Here is a 21,549-nt window from a genome sequence, read left to right as displayed (position 1 = left end):
GACTTCAAAGCTCCCATTGGTTTGTGACTTCAGGCCAGATATCGATCAGGACCGAGCGGATTTCATTCTGTTGTCGGACAGATAGTTTCTCTTTCCAAGAATGCAGCCTTGCTGAAGTGTCGATATTTTTTCTGTCTGCTTCAGTTACGGCGGTCGCTTTTCCTGCTTCTATTGGACCAGAAACGGGCTGATTGACTGCATTCGCCATTGCGGTAAATCCTGTGTGAGGATCCTGAAGTAACTCCTCGTATTTAAAACCTCTTACACAGTCTTGCTGATAGGCAAATTGCTCACTCAGAGCCCATAGTGCGGCAACCTTTCTCTCTGGTGTTTCATGGCTAAATTCCATCAACATATTAAGTATGTTTTGTTGCTGAACAGTGAGTTCGGTTTTCGCCTCACGGAAATAGGTTTCTGAATAGTCAACCTCATTGATGTTCCATGCCCAATTCGTTCTCAGCATGCTGAAAGCAACAGCCATCGGGTGACGACTGATATGGAGTACCATGGGTAAATCGTATCTCTCGCTAAGGAAAGGAAGGAGAAATTGACCTCGCACGAGCTTTACCACGACTCGGTCGCGAAGTGCCTCCCCAAGAGATTTACGGCATAAATAGTTGAAGTTAGAGCGCTTTGGCGCGACACCTGTAAATGAGAGGTCGAGTAAACGAAGGTCTTCACCTGACAACACCTTACTTGAAAGAGGAAGGTGAGCCGAAGACTTTATTGGTAGCCCTTGATGCAGAGGTAGACGAGTGTTGGGCTCTAAAGGTTCAAACATGGTTTTCGCCGATATAGCTTGGGCAAGTACCTCTTGTACCCATGTCGTACCGCTACGCCAAAATCCACTGATCAATATCGGGGTTGTTTGCTGAGTGCGAGCAACAAGATGGTCGAGAACAAAACTTGTTTTGCAGAAAAGATTTCGTGAAGTAAATTCCATTTAACGTCCCAGTTTTTGAGCCAGTTGATATTGAACTGTTCGAGAAAGTTTTAGAGTGTCATGCCGAGAAATAAGTAGGCAAAACAGGATGAATAGAGAGCCAAATATTGCGAGCCCTACGGTGATTAACAGCAATGGGTGGGCTGTGTAATGCAAAGAAAATAGTTGTAGTAGACCGAAACAACCCAGTGAGGTAAGAGATAAGTTCATTAGCGGTGCAAAGGTATTATTAATCAAATCTTTAGCGTTGAACTTAAGATAGAAAATCATCACTAGGAAATAGATTAGCGTCACTAGAGTATTGGCCAGTGCATATCCAACGGCTATCGAGAGTACTTGATTATCAAGTCGCCAAAAAACGAAAACCAAAGTCATTATCAAAGCAGCTCTGACTATGCTTAGTATGGTCATTGCACCTACTTGGCCAGTGCCTTTAAGAAAACCGATAAAGCCGCCTGTAGCACTGGCAAACACCATACCTACACATAACCATTGAAACATCTGCCAGTAAGGTGCGAACTTAGCCCCCAATACCAAACTGACGATTGGTTCTGCTAAAACAGCAGCTGCAGCGTAAATGGTTCCTAGGATCCACAGGTTGAGTTTGGTGGCCCAAAACAAGCTTTGTTGTTGAGATTCTTTGGACTGCGTTTCCGCCTGACTATTTGCCAAGTTAGAAAAAAAGGACATTAGGAAGCCTTGCCCGAATACTTCTCGTGGAAGGGAAGAGGTTCTAAGCATCATATTGTAAACCCCCGCACCTGTTGCTCCGGCGAATTTGGATGCAAACAGTAATGGGGCTTGGGAGCCGAGCCAGATGATCGTATTGTATGCAGCGGTTTTATAGTAAAAAGGTAGAAATGCCTTTAACGTCGCCGCACTTATTTTCATTGAAGGCTTTTCACTGCTAGCCCTATAAAAGGCCAGTGCAAGAACTGAATGCATGAGAATGTGTTGAATAACAAGACTCCATGCCCCGGCACCCAAATAAGCGAGTACAACTGCGATAGCAGTGGATACTGTTGAAGCTGATGCGTTTATTTTTGCGATATAACCAAAGCGGAGCTTAGCAATCAGTTGCCCTCGGAAAACGGACTGCAACATTAATATCGGGAACAGGGCACATAGAGCTTGAATGTAAGGAAGTGCGTTAGGCGCATTGAGCCAAGTGACCACTGTAGGTGACAACAAGTAAACAGATGCAGCCAGCGTTATTCCTAAGGCTTGATTAAACCAAAACAGAGTCGACAACATGTCTGCTCTTTTTTTTGCGAAGTACACCATTGAGTCAACGGCGCCACCATTGCCAAATACCATGGTAATAAACATCAAAATGGCCATGGCAATAGCGACATTACCGAAGTCTTCGGGGTTGAGTATCCTCACCAAGATAGGAATAGTGAGAAAGCGTACACCGGTAGAAAATAGAGCCGCTAGCGAGTGCCACATAGCATTGACAGTGACACTTTTCTTATTTAGAGACACGGGAATACGTCTCCAACTGAACACCTTTAGGTTGAAATGCTACATCGGCTAGCATATTCACTAGCTCTCGACTTTGGTGTTGGTCATATACCCAGCGACTACGTGGGATAGATTGCATTTGTTCACGAAGCTGCGTGTAATCATGCTGTGTCAGACGGGATAAGAATGATTCTAAACAGTCAGCATAATACCCATTTAGTGCTGTTCCGATACCTAAACCAGACAGTGTATGTGCGGTAAAGGTAGATGCTCTGCATAGCGCTGGAACATTGAATAATCCTCCTTCGTAAATGCGGTTAGGCAAAAGCCATTCGGAGTTACCTCCTTGCTCAAAGAAGTCGAGTGCCCAGTTAAAGTCAGCGCCTTGATAGATCTTTGCTAGGTCTTCAGGGAAACGATAAGCGCCATGGAAATCAATATGCGGCTCTTTGGCGACAAGAGCGTCAAAATCATCAAATTCGGTGTAAGCAGGTTTTCCCCAGATAGTTACTTTTACTCGGCCATCAAAGCGTCTTGTGACATCTGACAAGATTTCTAAAGACTGTCGGCACCGGATAGCGCCATTCCAAGTAATAACAATACGGTTCTTATCGAACTCTTTGTGACAAGGAGTAGGGAGTTCCTGCGAGCTGAATACTTTGTTTTCCAATATTAGATTGGGTAGATCTGTTTTTGATAATGGGTTGAAGTAATTGTCTATAAACCCTTGCGAGCTAGTGATTAGAAGTGCTACTGGCTGGCAAAGCCATGCTTCCAACTTGCGAAACAGCTTACCGATAACGTTTGGAGAAATGAGAAATCGATGGATATCCAAGCACTCGTATACCAGTGGAAGGCCCAAAAGTTGTCGGGCTTTTCGACCTATTGCAAGCATGTCTAGGTTTCTGGCGATAATTAAGTCAAATTTTCCATAGGTGTTACTTAAATGTCGTTTCAACTGAGTAGTCGTCACTACGACCTTCAGTACGCGGTGCATGAAAGAAGCGTCGAAAGTTTCACCTAACAAGTGCATTGGACAAGGTAGCGTATCATCGGACGGTTTCTTACCACGGTAGAAACCCAATACAGTGACCTCTGCGCCACCTTGAGAGAGCATTGATACTCTGCGCTTTACCGCTGCGTCATTAACATCATGGACGATATACAGAATTCTCAAGCCTTTCCCTCCAATTTAACTTTCAATTTCTTCCCACAATCGAAATAGGTTTTGTTGTTTAGGTATATCCAAATCAGGCAAATATTGAAGTGGCTGATATTGAATTGAGCGAAGCCTCCAACTTCAAAAAAGCTTTTCGCAACAAAGAACAACAGGAGAGAAAACAGAAAGATATCGATAGTCTCCATGCCATTGGTTGATTTGCGGTAAACCTGAAACAAGCAGGAACCCAGTACGGATAAGATCGCTAAAAAACCTAGTAACCCCAGCTCAACGTAATAGTGAATATATAAGTTGTGGAAGCCAAAAGGCGCGCCGACTTCCTTGTGTAATAGCTGCCATATCTCAAGCGCGCCGGCGTTGTCTTCATGCCAGAAAGCACGTAGGCCTACACCGAGTATTGGGTGTTCTGCAATATTTCTAAAACCGACTTCCCAAATAAGTGTGCGTCCGGTTATTGATGGATCCTTACCTAGGGAGTACATAAGGTTTTCGTAATAGCCATAGTCAAATAGCACGATGATGGTTGCGATAAAAACCAGTAAGTAGACTAGCGCGAGAGCATTAACCACTTGTCGATTAATGACGGACAGGTTTTTGTTGGAATAGAAATAGAGGCCAGCCGCGATCGTGACGATTAAAAAGAACGACAGGTTAGTCCCCAGTGATTTTGCATAATAGAACGTCACCATCGAAAGCAGCATACACGCCAATCCGATTAATTTGATGATTGGGTTCATCCTTGGTAATAGCCATGTACTCATCCCCACCATAGCTCCAAACGCTGCAAAACTTGACATCGCATTCTTACTGCCAAAATGACCGATTCGAATCACCTCTCCCGTATAAGCTATCGTTACCGTATTGCTGGAGCTTAATGCGTAAAGTGTAATGATCGTTAAGCAGATCGTGAGTACAGACAATATGATCTCTTTGCGTACGGTGTAGAGCAGTGATACACAGATAAGCGTTGTGAGAAATATCTGAATACCACGCTTTAATGAGGTAGCAGGGTCATCCGACCAAAGTGTAGATAGAATGCCGACGAGGGAAAATGCGAAAAGTGGCCAGCATTGTTTGAAGGCTGCAAACACATAATCGAACCGCTTTATGACATGAAACAATCCGGATAGCAGAAATATCAGTGCAGCAACCTGACTGACGAGTGAAGCGACAATCAGAGAAAAAATCACCACAAAAGCTATGAATTGCTCATAGGTGAAATGAGTCGACGGTAAAGGCGAACTCTGTGGTGATGGTTGGACTTGGAGTTGCTGAAGCAGCATGGTATTACAAGTACTTCCCTGAAGTATGAGTTGACCAATCTGCCAACGATGATTTCAAATCATACTGATAGTCATAGCCATGCTGTGTTAGATAGTCGGCATCGATATTGGTCGAACGGATAAGCTTAGTGATTCGCTCTGGATTGATACCTAGGCCAAACCCTTTAAAGTAAGAAATACACTTTGCGCTACTAAGTAAAAACTGTTGAGGAATACAGACTTTGCGTACGTTTGGATAAGAGACGTCCATAAACGTATCGACGATTTGCTCAATATTATATTTAGTAGGAAAAGCGCCATTAAAGGTCGCTATTTTTTGATTATTGGTGTGGACAAAATCAATGGCCAGCAGTAGCTCTTTGACGTAAATGCAGGCCTTGATAGTGTCTTTACGCCCTGGAAATGGGAAAACGCCTTTGTTCAGTACTTTCGCTAAACGAGTGAAATTCCCACCTTCGCCTTCGCCAAATACGACCGCTGGACGCACAATGGTCAACTTACGGCTATCTTTGTCACTCGCCCAGCTTTTATGAATCATTTCTGCTTGTGCTTTAGAAAATCCGTAGGCGGAGTTCGGAGTGAGTGGAGAAGTCTCACTTCGGCTTTCTTCATTAGGGCCATAAACTGAAATTGAACTGGTAAAGACTATTTCAGTGACTTCTAAGCGCTTAGCTAGCTCAGTGACTTCTATTGCGCCAGAAATATTGGTGTCAAAGTACTCGATATCCTCATGGCCCGGCGTCGTGTGTACAGCGGCAAAGTTGTAGATTCGATCGATAGGCTTATCAACTTGTAAAGTCGACAGGTCTCTTACATCCGCAGCGATGTATTCTACATTTGAGTGTTGTTCGCGAGGGGCAAGTATATCCAGTGCAATGATGTGGTGTCCTTGTTGACTCAAAGTGCGAATTAGGTGAGTGCCAATGAAGCCACTTGCGCCAGTCACTAATATGTTCATGCGTTCCATGCGAGAGCGTCCTTAAGATTGTTTTGTTTGAGCCTTGTATGCGTAGCTCGCATAGTAAGCATTGGATTTACGAGAAGTGGCTTCTTTGCTTTTATTAAGAATGACACCATCAATTTTGATGTTGTGTTCCAAGATATCAGACAACGTTTTACGCATATGCTTGGTTTTGGTGGAGTTGGCTTTGATTACCATCATGAGTGCATCGGTTAAATGACCAATAATTAGGGCATCACTGACAACCATTGCTGGTGGGCAATCGATGATAATTTTGTCGAATCGCTCTTCTAGTTTGTCGAGTAGGTTGGCAAACTTCTTAGAGCCTAAAAGCTCTTGAGGATTTGGTGGGATAAAGCCACTTGGCAATACGGTCAAACCAGACTCTTTATCGTGATAGAGGCAGTGCTCGAGATCTTCATCCAACATCATGTAGTTCGATAGACCTGCATGGCTCATTGAAAGACCAAACAGCTTACCGACAGAAGGGCGCCTTAAGTCAGCATCGATTAGCACAACACGCTCCATTTTGACCAACGAAAGTGCCAGGTTGGCTGCGATAATACTTTTACCTTCGGCTGGTAACGGGGAAGTGACGGCAAAGCGTTTTCGATCGCTGTTAGCCGTATTAAGCAACAAGCGCGTGCGCAAGGAGCGAATAGCCTCGGAAAATGGGCTATTTTCTCCGCTTAGAAAGAGTTCGACATCCGACTTACGCGTGCCAAACCAAGAGCGCTTTAATTTTGGAATCGAACCGATTGGTGTTAGACCGATCTTCTCTTCGACATCGCTTGGCAATTCCAGGTCATTTCTGACAGACTCACGCAAAATGACCAGCGTTGCGAGCATGACAAACGTTAGCCCCGAGACCAGAATAACGATCTTCAGCTTACTTGGTTTGCTTGGTTTAAGAGGAATAAGAGCGCGGTCGGTAATGCGCGCAACGGCGGCTTGATAGTCACTGGTGACAGAGGTTTCTTTTTTGCGATTTAGGAATAGGTCATAGAGTTTGCGGTCATTAATTACCGAGCGCTCCAACTTTTCAAATTCAGCACGCTTTAAAGATAGGTCTTGGAACGCATGCTTTTTATTTTCCATTTCGCGCAGCAATGCTTGCTCTTGGTGCTTCGCCGCTGTGTATTCCTTTTCAATCCCTTTGGCGAGTTGTTTTAGAACTCTGAGTGATAGACTACGGATTGACTCAAGCTCTGCTTTTGCTTGAATCATTTTGTCATGCTTTGGTCCGTAACGCTCTGCCAATTGGGAAACGTATTTTTGCTGCTCTGCTTCCTTGAGCCTTAAATCACGAATTTGTGGGTGATTAGAGATCTGTGAAATCGCGTACAGGCTTGAAATATCGGCATTTTTGTTTTGACGCAATACAGAATAGAGCGACTCAGCTGCTAGGCGTCTGTCTCTTGCGTTGGCAATTTGAGTGGTTAAGTAAGTCAACTCATTCGTTTGCAGTGAGTCGATACCTTTTGCATCAACCAACCCTTGTTCTTTTTGGAACTCAGTTAAACGTGCTTCAGACGCTTTGAGGTTGCCTGATAGCTCTTCTAGTTTTGTTGCAATCCAGTTTGACGCTTCTTGATTGACTAACAGGCGCGCTTCAATGTTGCTTTCGATGTATGCAGTACCTATAGCATTCGCTAGGGTAGCTGCCGTGATCGGGTTATACGATTCGAAGGTGATCATAACCAACTGAGTCTTACGAATTGGTGTAATGGTCAGTTTGCTTTTGAATGTTTCTAAGACTCGCCTTTTGGTCTTCAGCGAAGCAACAAACTCTTCTTTTGCGTTTTCTGGCTGTTCCGGTGCAAAGATGGTATTTCTAAGCAGATATACGTATCTGAATACAAAGCTTTGAATGCTGAAGTGCGTTTCTTGGCCGTTAAACTCTGGGTTTTTTTCTAATTGAAACTGTTTGATGACTTTCTCAGCAATGTGGTTTGAACGCATGATTTCATACTGCGTTTGATAATATTCTTGCTTACTGGAGTCGATACCGACAATTTCTTCGATTGAGACAGCTTTACTGGCTTTTGCTTCGATGAGAAGAGTAGCTGTCGCACGGTATACCGGAGACATTTGTTTAGTGACGAGATAAGTTGCGCAAGCCACCATGAAGACAATGGTCAAGATGATGAGCACACGCTTTTTCAGTGCGCCAATATAGCGACCAATATCGATGACGCTTTCTTCAATCGTAAACTTTTTAGTGTTTGAATCCATTTTAATTACCGCTTAGAAAAAGCTTTCCTCGATTGTAATGATGTCGCCTGGAAGAACTTGTTTGCTGAGAGAGGCTTTCGTTGATTTAAGGCCAGAGGCATTATTGGTGATAGTGATATTGCTCTTTGAAGCGCGGTCGGTAAAACCGCCGGCTAATGTGATCGCTTTATCTATGGTAAGCCCCGGCTGATATTCATAGCCGCCAGGGTGCTGTACTTCACCGTTAATAAAAATCTTACGGTAGGCCAAAATACTGACCATCACTTTAGGCTCAATTAGGTAGTCACCCTTAAGGCCTAGCGTGATTTCTTGCTTGAGCTGTTGAGTGGTCTTATGCAAAGCGGACAACTGCCCAAGGTACGGGTAATCGATCATGCCATTGCTATTGAGCAACAGTTCGGAGAACGAGAGCTCTGGCTCTCCATAAACATGAATTTGGATTTTGTCTCCAGCTCCCAGTTTATAGTTGTCACTGGCAGCTAAGCAGAACCCAGAAAACAGACTGAATAGCGCCAAAAGGTAGCGGAATAAACGTGTTGGTTTTGTCATGGTTACAGCTCGATATATGCGTTGAGGCCAATTAGCTGCTGACTAAAGTCATAGCCTTGCCAAGTGGAATCTTTATCTTCGATAGACCAATTGAAGCCAAAGCGAAGTAGGTGGTTAAACTGATAATCCACATTGAACTCATAGCGGAAGGTGTCGTCTTCTCTGTCACCAAGCGAATGATTAGACGCGGTGTAATCATCGTTTTCCCAATTGAACAGCAAACTGGTTGATAGTCGTTCTAGCCATTGCTGACGCCACTTAAGATTCAATAAGGTTTCGTTGACATAATCACCAAACTGGTCTGGGTCTTCCGCTGATTGAGAGGTGGCTAAGGTAAATTGGCTGTGACTTAGCGGAGTCCAAGTTGCTTTGGCTTTCCAACTAAACCCTGTGAAGTCTTCGCGTTGCGCATCACCAAAGGTTTTATCTTGTAGGCCGAGTGAGACTTCGCCTTGAATTTTTCCACTGATATCCCAAATGGCTCCAGCGGAGTAGAAGTCGCTGATGCTATCACGGCTAGCTACGCCAGCTCGTTGATGCTGGTATTCCTTATCTTCTCGTTTTGCTGAAAGGGTCAGATGGGTGGTTGCCTTCAAACGGTAAAGGAATTGAGCGCTGTAAGCGAAGCGCTGATAGTCACTATATTGGCTACCAGTTTCTGCGCCGGAAAGCACTAGGCTCCGAAAATTGTCGTAGTGGCGATCGTCGTACTTCACGCCAAACCTAAGCTGGCCGATTGCGCCTTTTGCACCATAGGTATATCGCACATTGAGTGTGTTATCTGTGTGTTTAACTGGCTCGTCGATGTTTGCGTTTGCCAGTAAGCCTTCAGTTAGGCCTGTGCCACGATCTTCGTGTGAGTTGTAGTAGATATAGTCCAACTCGAGGTTGTTACGGACATTGAAACTGATGTCGTTGTTTGATTCAAAATAATGATCAGTGTAGTTATCGTCAGAGCTGTCGAAATAGCGACCCGAGTCCAATACATAGAGGAGGCTCAAGCGATGGGCAGACGGTCTGAAGGTATAAGCTGCACCAGGTTTGATAGTTACGTAACCAGAACTGATGGCATCGTGCTCTTGATTTTCTCTCGTTACGTTGTCGTTGTGGCCCGTCTCTACTGACAGGAATGGGGTGAAACTACTATCTCTAGGTTGAGAAAGCTTAAACCCTGCCGGGTTAGCTAACACGTTCGCACTAGCAAATACCGCTATAAGGGCAAGCAGTTGATAGCGAGTACTTCTAACCATTGATGCCTTGTGCTTCATCCTTGAAACCTCGAAAAATCAGTAGGCATTCTTGCCAGTAAAGCCTTTAAAGATGGTCAAGAAAACGATCTTGATATCCATCCATACCGACCAGTGGTGGATGTAGGCGAGATCGAACTCAACACGCTTCTCCATTTTGTCCAAGGTATCTGTTTCACCGCGATAACCATTGACTTGCGCCCAGCCTGTGATGCCAGGTTTAACTTTGTGTCTTAGCATGTAGCGATCAACGATTTGACGGTACTCTTCATTGTGGGTAATGGCATGAGGCCTCGGCCCGACAATAGACATTGAACCGCCTAATACATTGAAAAATTGTGGTAATTCATCAAGTGATGTACGACGTAAAAAACCACCAAACGGTGTAATGCGAGGGTCATTTTTAGTTGCTTGCTTGACGTCTTTTCCTTGCTCCATTGTGCTCATAGAACGGAACTTCCAGACTTCAATCTTTCTGCCATCCAGTCCGTAACGAAACTGTTTGAAAATGACAGGTCCTGGAGACGTGACTTTTACACCGATTGCGATACAAACAAGTAGCGGGCTAATGAGAGTGAGGATAATCAATGAGAGTACGATATCTTCTAGGCGTTTGACCCAAGAGGCGATACCAATGAAAGGAGTGTCGAATACACTGAGAGTTTGAACATGTCCAACTTCATCCCAGCGAGAATGAAGTAGGTTGTATGTGAAGAAATCTGGCACTAGATATGTACTGGCTGTAGTGTCTGAAAACTGATTGAGGAATTTTGCAATACGCTCATTTGCATGCATTGGCATCGCAATGTAGACGTAGTCAATTGCCCCTTGTTTTGCTTTCTTTAGCGCATCTTCGACATTGCCTAATATAGGGTATTCGTCGTTTTCTGAAGTGCGGTAGGTATTCCGCTCGTCGTAGAAACCTTCAAATTTCACTCCGTGGTAAGGTCGGTTAACCAGCTCTTTCGCTAGGCTTAGGCCTTGAGACGTATGTCCAATGATGATTGCTCTACGAGCGTTATAGCCATAGCGCCTCAAGATGTTAAGGCCAATTCTTAATGCACTGCGCCAGGTTGATAGGGCGATAGGAGCGATGATAAACCAAGTTCCAAGTACCACACGAGAAAACTGTTCGCTGGTTTTGGTGAAGTAGATAACTGTTACGATCGTGACGCAGCAGATAAGCCAACATGAGTATGTGGTAATGAGGTGATCACTCAGTGAAGTTGTACGCCATGAGCGGTATAAATTGATGCTTTCGCCAAATAGCAAAAATGAAAGTGCTCCCAAACCTCCAATAAGGATGTAATCCTTGGAGAAGGTATCGAGATAAAAATGCCCAACGATAAATAGCAGTGAAAATACGATGCAGACATCGATAATGCGATAAAGAAACGCGAATCCTGTTTCGTGTGAACGTATCAGTCCTTGCTGTCTCATAATTACTAAGTCCGTTTAGATTGAAACACGCTACCGCCCTTAGGTTGTGGTTTCCCAATTACCGTGTTTATGCGAGTTGTTCCACTGATGAGTGAAGATAAAGCAACAGTGATATTGTTCGCTCAGTCTATTAATTTGATGGCTTTCCAGTAGCGGAATAAAGAATGAAATTTCGACTTTTGGCTAATAGTTCGAGCTAGTTATAAAGTCGTACTTTTGGCCGGATTTATGGGAAAAGTATGAAAAAGGCCGAGAGTCATTAACAACTAAAGGGTTATATATAAAACAATTACTTAGTAAAAATGTTTGGTAGATAGCGCAGTTGGATAACTAGTCTTTAAACCCTTGCTTTAATAAGGATTAGTGGGGTGGAGTGGGGCAGAATTTACCCCACGATTCAGCGGTTGCTTACTTGGATTGGCGATGTTGCTGTTTGAACTGAGCCCAATCATTGGAGAGTTGCTTAGTCAGAGATTGTTTGACTGAATCTTCTAAACGAGAAGACACTGAGATTTTTCGTCGGAGGAACCTCTTACCAAGCTGAATAATTGGTTTAGGTGTAAGCATATTAAGTTTGTCATAGTGACGGCTTTTTCTTAGTGTGGCGAGAAGCACACCATCCATACCTTGATTCTCACGCTTATGGGAATGTTCTTCAAACTCCATACTATCTAACGCCGTATCAGCATTGGAGATCCCCAAAAACTCAGCGACTTCTGCGTGTATCACTCTTTTATTCTGAGCGTACTGATCTAGAAAAATGACGTGGACTTGCTTTGGTGAAAAATATTTAAGTACGACTTGCATTAATTGGTGGTAGCGGCTGCTGTCGATGATTTCAGGCCATTTTTGGAAAGCGGTTGGCTGGTCAACAATTTCCCTGTGATTGGATAACATTTGAACATAGTGTGATTCAATCCGTTCTACAGGTTCTCGCACCATAAAAATCAGCTTGGTATCTGGGTTATGCTGGTGGATTCTTGGGATGGTCTGCTCGATACAGTTCGACATGGCGTAGTCAGGTGTACCTTCCATGATCAACTGGTGAGAGGGAGCGTCTTTGAACAGCGATAAGTACCATTCCATTCCACGTGAGTGGTAGTACGTATTGTAGAAGTGTGTTTCCTTCTTTGGGTACATGTAGACATCAGGGTGACGAGCTAGGGAATCGCACAATGTTGTCGTCCCGGCTTTAGGCGCTCCAATCACGATAGCGCCAGGCAATTTAGCGGTGTTCATATTTACTTCCATTTCTATGAGCGCTTAACGCTACGCTTTTAACATTCTGAATTTGAGATACTTTGATATTCGTGGAGATAGTTACGCCCTGCGATATCGAGTGCTAGCGTGTCGAGTACGAACTGTCTTGGTTTAAATTGTTCGTGTTGCTCAACAAAGGCATCACACGTGTATTCAAAATGCTCTATTTTAAATTTCATGCCGCAGCGCTGGTCGAAGTAAGGTACCGAAGAAACGTTTAAATTAGGTGCATTATAGTGTTCCAATTCAGGATCAATGATGCGTTCTTCTTCCCAGGTTAATACCGGAATATTGGAAGCCAATGCTTCTTGGCAGGCTAAGCCTTGGGTTTCGTGTTCGCATACAAACAGCATGGACTTCGATTTCTTCAATCCGTCAATGAATTCACTGATATGGTGCTGCCCATAACGTACTTCTGTGTATGTTAACCCTCTAGCACGCAAGTGCTGCTTAATGCGATTCAATACCGCAGGCACTTGTTCTTCACGGTGCCAACGAATCTTGTCATAGATTAAAAAATCGTACTGCTTTTGTTCTTGAGAAAGGTCCTGTAGACCGTCACAGTCGATTCCGGCAAACCAAGGTACCATCTTGTCACCGCAGTACGGCTTGTATACTTGTGTAAACCATTCACAAGGCTGAATGAGTTTCTTGTAACTGTCATCATTCGCTACACGAAGAGAATCATCAGGTAAACCAAAGTCACCAGGACCAAAGATCTTTGGGTTTGGCAGAGAAATATGGTCAAGAACAGAAGGGTAACCCGCAACACCGATCGGGTAGTCAGGATAAAGTTTGGCGGTCTTAAAGTCATTGACTCGAACATCACAGCCGATGGCTTCAAGACTTTTTACTAGGCCAAGAAAAGCAGTGTAAAAACCAGTAAAAGGTTGTTGTTTATATAGTGCTCTTTTGTGATTTCTGAGTTGATGATGAAGCTGAGACTTGACCTTGCCTAATGCCCCGTCCCTTGCCTTAAGATCGAAACCATCAAAAAACAGCAGTACGAGAGGCCCTTTGTCTGTATGAATTAGGCCTTCTTGGCTGTGCAGTAAACTCCCCATAACTCGATTCCTTGATATTTCTTGATCCTAGACAGCGTCAACGGCTTAGCTGAGTGCAGGCGATAGCATACGACTTCAGTATTGGCGATTGAATCGGGCAAATTTAGACAGAGAGAGGAATTCAGTATGATTTTAGTATTAAAAGTCATACCTTCGAGTGAAATGATAAGTTTACTTTTGAATGAAGGAAGGTGCGTGCACCTTCCTTCTAACAGAATTTAATCGTAGATAGTCGGGATAGGCTGACGTTTGTGCTGAGTTGCTTTGTAGATAGCTACAAGACGGTCGCTCGCTTCTTGAGATACCGATTTACCTTCTAAGAAGTCATCGATTTCGTCGTAAGATAGGTTAAGTGCATCTTCGTCTGCTTTTTGTGGGTCAAGCTCTTCTAAATCTGCTGTTGGCGTCTTCTTCACTAGCAGTTCTGGTGCCCCTAGAGTTGCGGCAACTTCACGAACTTGGCGCTTACTTAGACCAAATAGAGGTGCTAAATCACATGCACCATCGCCAAATTTAGTGTAGAAACCCGTAATGTTTTCTGCCGAGTGATCAGTACCAAGTACGAGTCCACCCACATAACCTGCGATTTCATATTGTGCGACCATACGAGCTCGAGCTTTGACGTTACCTTTCACGAAATCGACTTTAGCAGCATCTTGCGGTAGTAATCCTGTCCCTTCTAGTGCGATATCAGCTGCTGCATGCAGCCCATCTACACCAGATTTGATGTTAACGGATACAGAGTGTGTTGGTTGGATAAACGATAGAGCCAGTTGAGCTTCGTCTTCATCTTTCTGTTCACCGTATGGCAAGCGGACCGCGATAAACTGGTAGTCCTGAGTGTCACTCTGATCGTTCAACTCATTGACGGCTAGCTGCGCTAAACGGCCACAGGTTGTTGAATCAACGCCACCGCTGATACCCAGTACCAAGGATTTACAACCCGATTCTTGAAGTTTCTTCTTGATGAAGTCGACACGGCGAGTAATTTCGAAATGCGGATCAATTGATGGTAATACGCGCATCTCATCACGAATCATCTGTTCCATTAGTTTCCCTTTTCCTGCAAGCATATAATTCAAGTTAGTATTTGGTATCATACCTAAATCGCTAAATTAGAAAACCGTGAATAGAGTTTTCGTTTTTGATAGGAACAAAAATGAGCAAAATTGCTGTATTTGGGAGCGCATTTAACCCACCAAGCTTGGGGCATAAAAGCGTGATTGAGTCCTTGAGCCATTTCGACAAAGTTTTGCTAATTCCGAGTATTGCTCATGCTTGGGGAAAACACATGTTGGACTACTCTTTGAGATGCCAATTAGTTGACGTATTTATTGAGGATATTGCCCAACCCAACGTTGAACGTTCTATTGTTGAAGAACAGCTCGTTGAACCCGGTCAATCAGTGACGACCTATGCGGTCTTGTCACACCTAGCCTCACAACATCCAGAGGCTGAGTTAACCTTTGTGATGGGGCCTGACAATCTATTTAATTTTGCTAAATTTTATAAAGCGGAAGAGATCTTGCAACGTTGGAATGTATTGGCGTGTCCGGAAAAAGTGCAGATCCGCAGTACGGACATCCGAAAAAAACTTGCTGACGGTTCCAATATTGGCCAGATGACGACACCGAAAGTCGCGGCACTATTGAAGGAATTGTCATTATACTAGAAAATGGCATACTGAATGGGTAAGCTGAGAGCGTTGTGAGAGCCGGTTAATGTTAAGAAGTCAGATCACTTGGTGCATGGTTTTGTGTATGCCACTTGCGGCAAACGCGTGTGATCTTTTTTCTAGCCCAAGCTCGAATCGCGCAGCGGATGCACCTGTTCTTGCCAACTCAGGCGTTTGCTTTTCCGTAGAGGAAACGTTGGACTTTGCCTCTAAGCAATGGGTAAACCTCTCTAGCTTGCTGGACGAAGATGACACGCCTCCTACTTCTTCGTATTGGGACGATTGGGTACTCAAATCCAAAAGTGATCCCATACTCACTCAATCTGTTTCGTCTAATTACTTTGGTATTGGTGTCTGGAGACCAACCGAGCTGAAGAAATACGAGCGCGATATGTCTACTGAAGAATGGTTGTTGAGCCATGGTTTGCAGTTGAGTGTTGGCTTTGGCGAGAAGAAAGTTGGTGAGCCGAGAATGCGTTTAGACTACCGTTGGCATGAGGACTACGATTTAGATGTCATGATGCAGGTAGAAGTACCGTTCTAATCTCCGCACAATTCGAATAAAGAAAAAGGAAGCCATTGGGCTTCCTTTTTTGTATCCCGTAATAGAGCTTAACGCTTAAACGTCACTGCTTCTGTACCATCTAAGTTGATGGTTGTGGTTGCTGGCTGAGTTTGCGCGATGACGTTACCGTGACGTACCGAGTAACGCACAGGCACTTGTCTGCGAACAGCATCAAATCCATTTTCTGCTGGCAAGATCAGTAGGCTACCTGGTTTACCTACCTCAATACCATGCTTATCTTGGATGTTGAGTGTTCGTGCTGAGTTAGTGCTGATCAGATCCAAAGAATTATTGATTTGATCGTAACCCATAACTTGGCAAACATGCAGGCCCATATGCAGGACTTGAAGCATATTCGCTGTACCAAGTGGATACCAAGGATCGAAAACGTCATCGTGACCGAAACAAACGTTAATATTGGCATTGAGCATTTCTTTTACTCGAGTCACACCACGACGTTTTGGGTAGTCATCGAAACGGCCTTGTAGGTGAATATTTACCAGCGGGTTGGCAACGAAATTAATGCCTGACATACGTAGCAAACGGAACAAACGTGAAGCGTAAGCGCCATTGTATGAACCCATTGCGGTAGTATGGCTAGCTGTCACCTTATGGCCCATCTCGTATTTGTGCGCAAGCGCCGCTAAGGTTTCTACGAAACGCGATTGCTCGTCATCGATTTCGTCACAGTGAACGTCGATCAAACGGTCGTATTTACGTGCCAATTCAAAAGCGTAGTGCAGTGACTCAATACCATACTCACGCGTGAATTCGAAGTGCGGAATCGCGCCAATGACGTCTGCGCCTAGCTTGACAGCTTCTTCTAGGAGTTCTTTGCCATTAGGGTAGGAAAGAATGCCTTCTTGTGGGAATGCGACGATTTGAATATCGACCCACTCTTTCATTTCTTCACGGACTTCGACCATCGCTTTAAGTGCAATCAGTGTTGGGTCAGAAACGTCGACGTGGGTACGTACGTGTTGAATACCGTTAGCAATCTGCCATTTTAGGGTTTGCTTAGCGCGAGCCTTAACATCTTCAATAGACAGCATTTCTTTACGCTCAGCCCAGCGTTCGATACCTTCAAACAAAGTACCAGAAATGTTCCAGCTAGGTTCACCGGCTGTTTGAGTCGTATCTAAGTGAATATGTGGCTCACAGAAAGGCGCAACTGCAAGGCCGCCTTCTGCATCAAGTGTGTCGCCATCAAATGCAATATCTGATGCGTTATCGATAATTTGTTTAAATTGACCGTTTTCGATCAGAATCTGTTTTAACTCGTCTTGATCCGCAAGCTTTACGTTTTTGATCAATAGCGTTGTCATGGTGCTTCCTTACGCTGCTTGTGTGTTAAGCGCGTTTTTATTTAGTAAACGGTTAAGAATAACGTAGCATAGTGCTCCACCTAGCACAGCGTTCAAAGGAACGATGCCTGGAACAAACTTACCAGCGGCTACGCCGACAGCGACAGCGATAATGCCAGCCCAGTTAACAGTTTGGAACTCCGCGTTAGCAAAATCTTTGTAACGTTTACGGTTTAGTAGGAAGTCAGCGATGATTACCCCACCAATTGGTGGAATTGCCGTCGATAGGAAGGTTAGCCAACCTACGAAGTTGTTGTATAACCATAGCGCGAAGATAGTACCAATAATGCCGTTCATAATAGACATTACTGTGCTTGAGCGGCCAGTAATGTTCGAGAAGCCTAAGCCCGAAGCGTAAAGTGCGTTCTCGTTGGTGGTCCAAATATTCAATCCTAAAACAATGATCGCTGGTAGTAGTAAACCTTGTGCAATCATCACATCGGAAATATCGGCTTGACCAGTCGCAGCTGCACCTGCTGCACCAAAGATAAACATCAATGAGTTACCGATAAAAAAGGCAATCATAGTAACAAGGACTGCACCCGCTGGTTTTTTACCGAAACGCACAAAATCAGCAGTTAAGGTACCAGCGCTGACAAAAGAACCGACTACCATTGCTAATGCCACCGAGAAGTCCATAGGGGTTTCTGGTTGAATCAGTTTCAACTGTTCTAGGCCACCAACGCTATCTACGGCCATCGAAACAGAATAGGTTCCTAGGATTGCAATGGCTGGAACAGCAATCGCTGAAAGTACCATAAGTGCTTTAATCCCGAAGTACACCGTCGCTGTCATTAATAAGCCCGACACAATGATAAGCGTATTCGTGTCTATCCCTGTTGCTTTTTGTACTGGGATTGCAAACATCGCAACGCCGATACCAAACCAACCTACCTGTGTACCGCCAAGTAATGCAGAAGGAAGCCAAGAGCCTTTAGTGCCAAAAGAGAAACGAGCGAGAAGGTGAGTAGAGAGGCCAGTAGAAGCGCCGATGTATCCAAGAAAAGAAGTGTAGATACCAAGAATAAGGTTACCGATGAGAACGGCGAGGAAGAAATCGTTGAATGAGAGCCCAGTACCGAGTGAACCACCTGTCCACATACTAGCGGAGAAGAAAGTGAGTCCCAGCATTACCATGGTGAGAGAAGCGACTCCTTTCCTAGCCGATGTGGGAACCGGCCCGAGACTGTAGTTATTATCTGCAGCCATTTTTACCTCCGCGTCTTAAATCAAGTTTTAACATTTAGTGCCATATTTTAGGCAAACGGCGCGTATTATGGTGATAAAAATCACAGAGTCAATGGGTTTTTATTGAGGTAAACGTTTGTATGAAAGAGTGGGTCGGAATAGTTCTTATATATTAAATAGTTAATGTTCTAGCTTTTTGATATTTATTTTTTGAAAATAAATTTAGAAATTATAAAATCATTAGTTTTGGTGATGATTTTATTAAGGATGTATTTTCTCTGCAGGAGCGATCGGTTTGTTATGATAAAGCAGGCTTTTCAAAAGTGGACTGAAGCATTTCTCTTTGGTCAAAACTTATCGTGGAAAAGCCTGCTAGAGTATTAGTCGGCCAACGCGGTGCAGAAACTCACATCTGCCTCTCCTGTCGCTTGGTCGTAGCTATGGTAAAGCTCAAAACAAGGTCTGTCGTCGCTGTCTAAGCCTTGCTCTACCACCTGAGACATCAGTGAGTCCCATGCAGAAGCATATTGAGACTTATCGGTAATCGTTTGACGAATAACGCCATATTTTCCGCCTGGGCAAGGCTTTGCTTCTATTCCAGTATTTGGAACGGTATCGCCATCAATAAACAAACAGATATCGGTACGGCATTTGTCGGCTGGCGTAATTTCCGGATTGTCGTAGTAGATAAAAATATTGGTGTTACCCGCTAAGCCTTGTGGTCCCGCCCAGCCATACAATTTGTTGACGGCTGGCTCGTAGTTTTCTCCGTATGGGCCTGTCACGCGAACATAAGCCAGTTGGCAAGGGTCGAAAGTTTGAATTTCCATTGTTTCACTCCATTGTTTAGGTTCAAGTGGAGTATAGAAATTGCTGGCGTCGGATTCGTGTCCATTCTTGCGCAGCACGTGTCCGATCTTGCTGTTTTTCAGTAGCTGAGCAAAAACGTCTAGGCTCTCACACTGGCGAATTTGGCTTGGTGTTAAATCAAAGTGTTGTTTGAACGCTTTTGCTAGGCTCTGGGAGCTTGAAAAACCGTACTCAAGGGCCACCTCAGTAATCGGCGGCTTTTTATAGAACAGATCATTTGCAGCCGCTTCTAGGCGTAGCCTTCTCAAATACTCATTCAGCGTTTCACCGACCACTGCCTTAAAAATGCGGTGGAAGTGGTATGGTGATAAACAAGCGAGCGATGCAACGGCTTCAAGGTTTAAAGGTTGGTTAAACTGTTCTTCTAAGTGACGAATGACGGGGAGTAAGCGTTGATGGTAATCGGTTTTCATAGCAAGCCAAATAAATGGAATTGAACCTCTTAATAGTAACGTCATGACTCATATTAGAAAGATATACGGGAGCTAAACTTAGCGAGTTTCACAAAAACGCTTATCGGAGTAGAGCCAATAGAGGAAAGTAAGATTGGTATCGAGCAGATAAAAAAAGAGCCAACCGCAATGGCCGCGATTGGCTTATGTATAGTGTGAACAAAACTATTCACTAACAACGTCAGTTGGCTAGGTGACCCTCGGCTTAAGAAGGGTCAATATAGCTATTGCAGTATGTGTGCCAAGTTTTATATCACCTGAGTGACTAATAAAAACGTTGTTTTTGGGTCAAATGATATGAAATCGTTGCAATATGCAACTGCATATTGCAACAAACGTCGATATTGCTAATGATAAGCCACTCAGTGTGAGGGCTTAGGCGACTATAGTAAAACGAGGCTTGCGGTACCTAGGAAAGCAAAGAAGCCCACCACGTCTGTCACAGTGGTTAAGATCACCGAACCCGCCAATGCAGGGTCAAGTTTCAGTTTATCGAGAGCAATCGGGATCAAAACACCAAATAGTGCCGCGGTGATAATGTTAACTACAATCGCCAGTGCAATGGTAGCTCCGAGTAGCGTTGACTGGAACCAAAGCCCGGCTAACCCGCCTATAATCAATGCCCAAAGCAAACCGTTGATAGAACCAATTCCCAGTTCATTCTTCAGCAGTGCAAAACGGTTACCTGGTGCGATTTGGTTTAGTGCCATGGCGCGAACCATTAAGGTTAATGTTTGGCTACCGGCGATCCCGCCCATGGATGCCACTATTGGCATTAGCACTGCGAGAGCTACTACCTGAGCGATAACGTCTTCAAATAGGCCGATGGTGACCGAGGCTAGAATCGCAGTCAGCAAGTTAATACCCAGCCATACGCCACGTTTTTGCGAACTTTTCATAATTGGAGCGAAAAGGTCATCACCTTCATCCATACCGGTACCGGCCATCAAACGCGCTTCGTAAATCTCACGTTGAGTGCTGAGGGCAAATTGCCAGTCGACTTCACCGATCAAGGTTTGGTCGTCATCGACAACAGGCAGTGCTGATAAGGCGCTATGCTCTAAGGCTTCGACACTTTCAGGTAACGTAAGCTTGCCATTTAACGTCGTCACGTTATCTAACGCGAGTGTTTTCAGGCGAACGGGGTTTTCACTGCGTAAGATTTCATAGTAATTCACCGCACCGCGAAATTTCTTACGACGGTCGATAAGGTACACCTGCTGCGGCGTGTCGTAGCTATAGCGCTCCATCAGGACGGTCGCTTTCTCTACCGTAATGTTAAATGGCAGGGTAATGACTTTACGCTCAGCCCAGCGGCCTAATTCATCCTCTTCAAACTCATTGGCTTGGTCGTATAGCTCAAGCTCGTCCTTTTCGATGAGTTGAATCGCTTCACTGATGATCTCTTCTGGCAGCGAGTCGGCCCATTCGATCAAGGACAAGTTATCCAGCTTAGCCAGTGTGAGTTTAAGCTCGGTATCCGATAAAGAATCGATAATTGAATAGCGCACTTCTGCACGCATCTCGGTAAGGACTTCGATGTGCAGCTCTAATGGTAGCGCACGCCATAAGCGCACACGGTCTTCGATAGGAAAAGCTTCAAGGATCAGAGCCACAGAGCTGGACTCTAAACCTTCTTCAATCATGCTGTTGAGCAAGCGGCTTTGCTCTTGATCCTCTTCAAGGGAGATCAGTTCAATTTGGTGTGATAAATCTTGAAATTCGCTCACTGAAATACTCCGTTGGAAAAACGGTTAGACATACGTTATTGAATAGCGAGCATGAATGGTAACAGAAGCCGTGGGAGGA

18 protein-coding genes are annotated in these 21,549 nt (G+C 44.4%); 2 read left to right on the top strand and 16 right to left on the bottom strand.

Annotated features, from left to right (window positions below):
• Window positions 1-4: 4 nt before the first annotated feature.
• The 12 genes from ACXABW_RS20120 to nadE form a co-directional block, all read right to left on the bottom strand.
• Entirely contained in the window at window positions 5-943 is a 939-nt protein-coding gene (locus ACXABW_RS20120) for a sulfotransferase (protein ID WP_457525232.1), read from the bottom strand.
• Window positions 944-2,428, bottom strand: a complete 1,485-nt coding sequence (locus ACXABW_RS20115; protein ID WP_457525230.1) for an oligosaccharide flippase family protein — start codon at window positions 2,426-2,428, stop codon at window positions 944-946.
• On the bottom strand, window positions 2,415-3,584 hold the full coding sequence (locus tag ACXABW_RS20110; protein ID WP_457525228.1) for a hypothetical protein: 1,170 nt from the start codon (window positions 3,582-3,584) through the stop codon (window positions 2,415-2,417). Before ACXABW_RS20110 ends, ACXABW_RS20115 begins: the two co-directional genes overlap by 14 nt.
• Window positions 3,581-4,870, bottom strand: coding sequence for an O-antigen ligase family protein (locus ACXABW_RS20105; protein WP_457525227.1), 1,290 nt, complete (start codon window positions 4,868-4,870; stop codon window positions 3,581-3,583). Before ACXABW_RS20105 ends, ACXABW_RS20110 begins: the two co-directional genes overlap by 4 nt.
• Window positions 4,871-4,874: 4 nt before the next feature.
• Window positions 4,875-5,837, bottom strand: a complete 963-nt coding sequence (locus ACXABW_RS20100; RefSeq protein ID WP_457525225.1) for an NAD-dependent epimerase/dehydratase family protein — start codon at window positions 5,835-5,837, stop codon at window positions 4,875-4,877.
• A gap of 12 nt (window positions 5,838-5,849) precedes the next feature.
• Window positions 5,850-8,066, bottom strand: a complete 2,217-nt coding sequence (locus ACXABW_RS20095) for a GumC family protein (RefSeq protein ID WP_457525224.1) — start codon at window positions 8,064-8,066, stop codon at window positions 5,850-5,852.
• 12 nt (window positions 8,067-8,078) lie between these two features.
• The gene (locus ACXABW_RS20090; protein ID WP_457525222.1) at window positions 8,079-8,615 is read right to left on the bottom strand and encodes a polysaccharide biosynthesis/export family protein; all 537 of its coding nucleotides are present in this window, start codon (window positions 8,613-8,615) and stop codon (window positions 8,079-8,081) included.
• Between the two features lie 2 nt (window positions 8,616-8,617).
• Window positions 8,618-9,883, bottom strand: a complete 1,266-nt coding sequence (locus tag ACXABW_RS20085; RefSeq protein ID WP_457525221.1) for an outer membrane beta-barrel protein — start codon at window positions 9,881-9,883, stop codon at window positions 8,618-8,620.
• 18 nt (window positions 9,884-9,901) lie between these two features.
• Window positions 9,902-11,302 carry an undecaprenyl-phosphate glucose phosphotransferase gene (locus tag ACXABW_RS20080; RefSeq protein ID WP_457525219.1) on the bottom strand — a complete coding sequence of 467 codons (1,401 nt, stop codon included), beginning with the start codon at window positions 11,300-11,302 and terminating at the stop codon, window positions 9,902-9,904.
• A 408-nt stretch (window positions 11,303-11,710) separates the two neighbouring features.
• Entirely contained in the window at window positions 11,711-12,541 is an 831-nt protein-coding gene (locus tag ACXABW_RS20075; protein ID WP_252032102.1) for a sulfotransferase domain-containing protein, read from the bottom strand.
• 38 nt (window positions 12,542-12,579) lie between these two features.
• On the bottom strand, window positions 12,580-13,626 hold the full coding sequence (locus ACXABW_RS20070) for a glycosyltransferase (RefSeq protein WP_457525216.1): 1,047 nt from the start codon (window positions 13,624-13,626) through the stop codon (window positions 12,580-12,582).
• Between the two features lie 218 nt (window positions 13,627-13,844).
• Window positions 13,845-14,675 (bottom strand): ammonia-dependent NAD(+) synthetase, encoded by an 831-nt coding sequence (gene nadE / locus ACXABW_RS20065; protein WP_457525214.1) that lies wholly within the window; start codon window positions 14,673-14,675, stop codon window positions 13,845-13,847.
• A gap of 110 nt (window positions 14,676-14,785) precedes the next feature.
• Here nadE and ACXABW_RS20060 point away from each other — a divergent pair, with 110 nt between their 5' ends.
• Entirely contained in the window at window positions 14,786-15,298 is a 513-nt protein-coding gene (locus ACXABW_RS20060) for a nicotinate-nicotinamide nucleotide adenylyltransferase (RefSeq protein ID WP_457525212.1), read from the top strand.
• Between the two features lie 49 nt (window positions 15,299-15,347).
• The gene (locus ACXABW_RS20055; protein WP_252032089.1) at window positions 15,348-15,845 is read left to right on the top strand and encodes a hypothetical protein; all 498 of its coding nucleotides are present in this window, start codon (window positions 15,348-15,350) and stop codon (window positions 15,843-15,845) included.
• 68 nt (window positions 15,846-15,913) lie between these two features.
• Here the strand turns inward: ACXABW_RS20055 and ACXABW_RS20050 are convergent, their stop codons facing one another.
• From ACXABW_RS20050 to ACXABW_RS20035, 4 genes are all read right to left on the bottom strand, one after another.
• A complete protein-coding gene (locus tag ACXABW_RS20050; RefSeq protein ID WP_457525210.1) occupies window positions 15,914-17,191 on the bottom strand; it encodes a cytosine deaminase in 1,278 nt (425 codons plus the stop codon).
• A gap of 9 nt (window positions 17,192-17,200) precedes the next feature.
• Window positions 17,201-18,439: a cytosine permease gene (gene codB / locus ACXABW_RS20045; RefSeq protein WP_457525209.1), complete on the bottom strand. Its 1,239-nt coding sequence runs from the start codon at window positions 18,437-18,439 to the stop codon at window positions 17,201-17,203.
• Window positions 18,440-18,798: 359 nt separating this feature from the next.
• Window positions 18,799-19,701 carry an AraC family transcriptional regulator gene (locus ACXABW_RS20040; protein ID WP_457525208.1) on the bottom strand — a complete coding sequence of 301 codons (903 nt, stop codon included), beginning with the start codon at window positions 19,699-19,701 and terminating at the stop codon, window positions 18,799-18,801.
• Between the two features lie 422 nt (window positions 19,702-20,123).
• Entirely contained in the window at window positions 20,124-21,470 is a 1,347-nt protein-coding gene (locus ACXABW_RS20035; RefSeq protein WP_457525206.1) for a magnesium transporter, read from the bottom strand.
• Window positions 21,471-21,549 lie beyond the last annotated feature (79 nt).

It is taken from the genome of Vibrio paucivorans (genome assembly GCF_054053395.1).
Note: the sequence above shows the minus strand (reverse complement) of the source record. Positions and strands in the feature narration are given on the sequence as shown.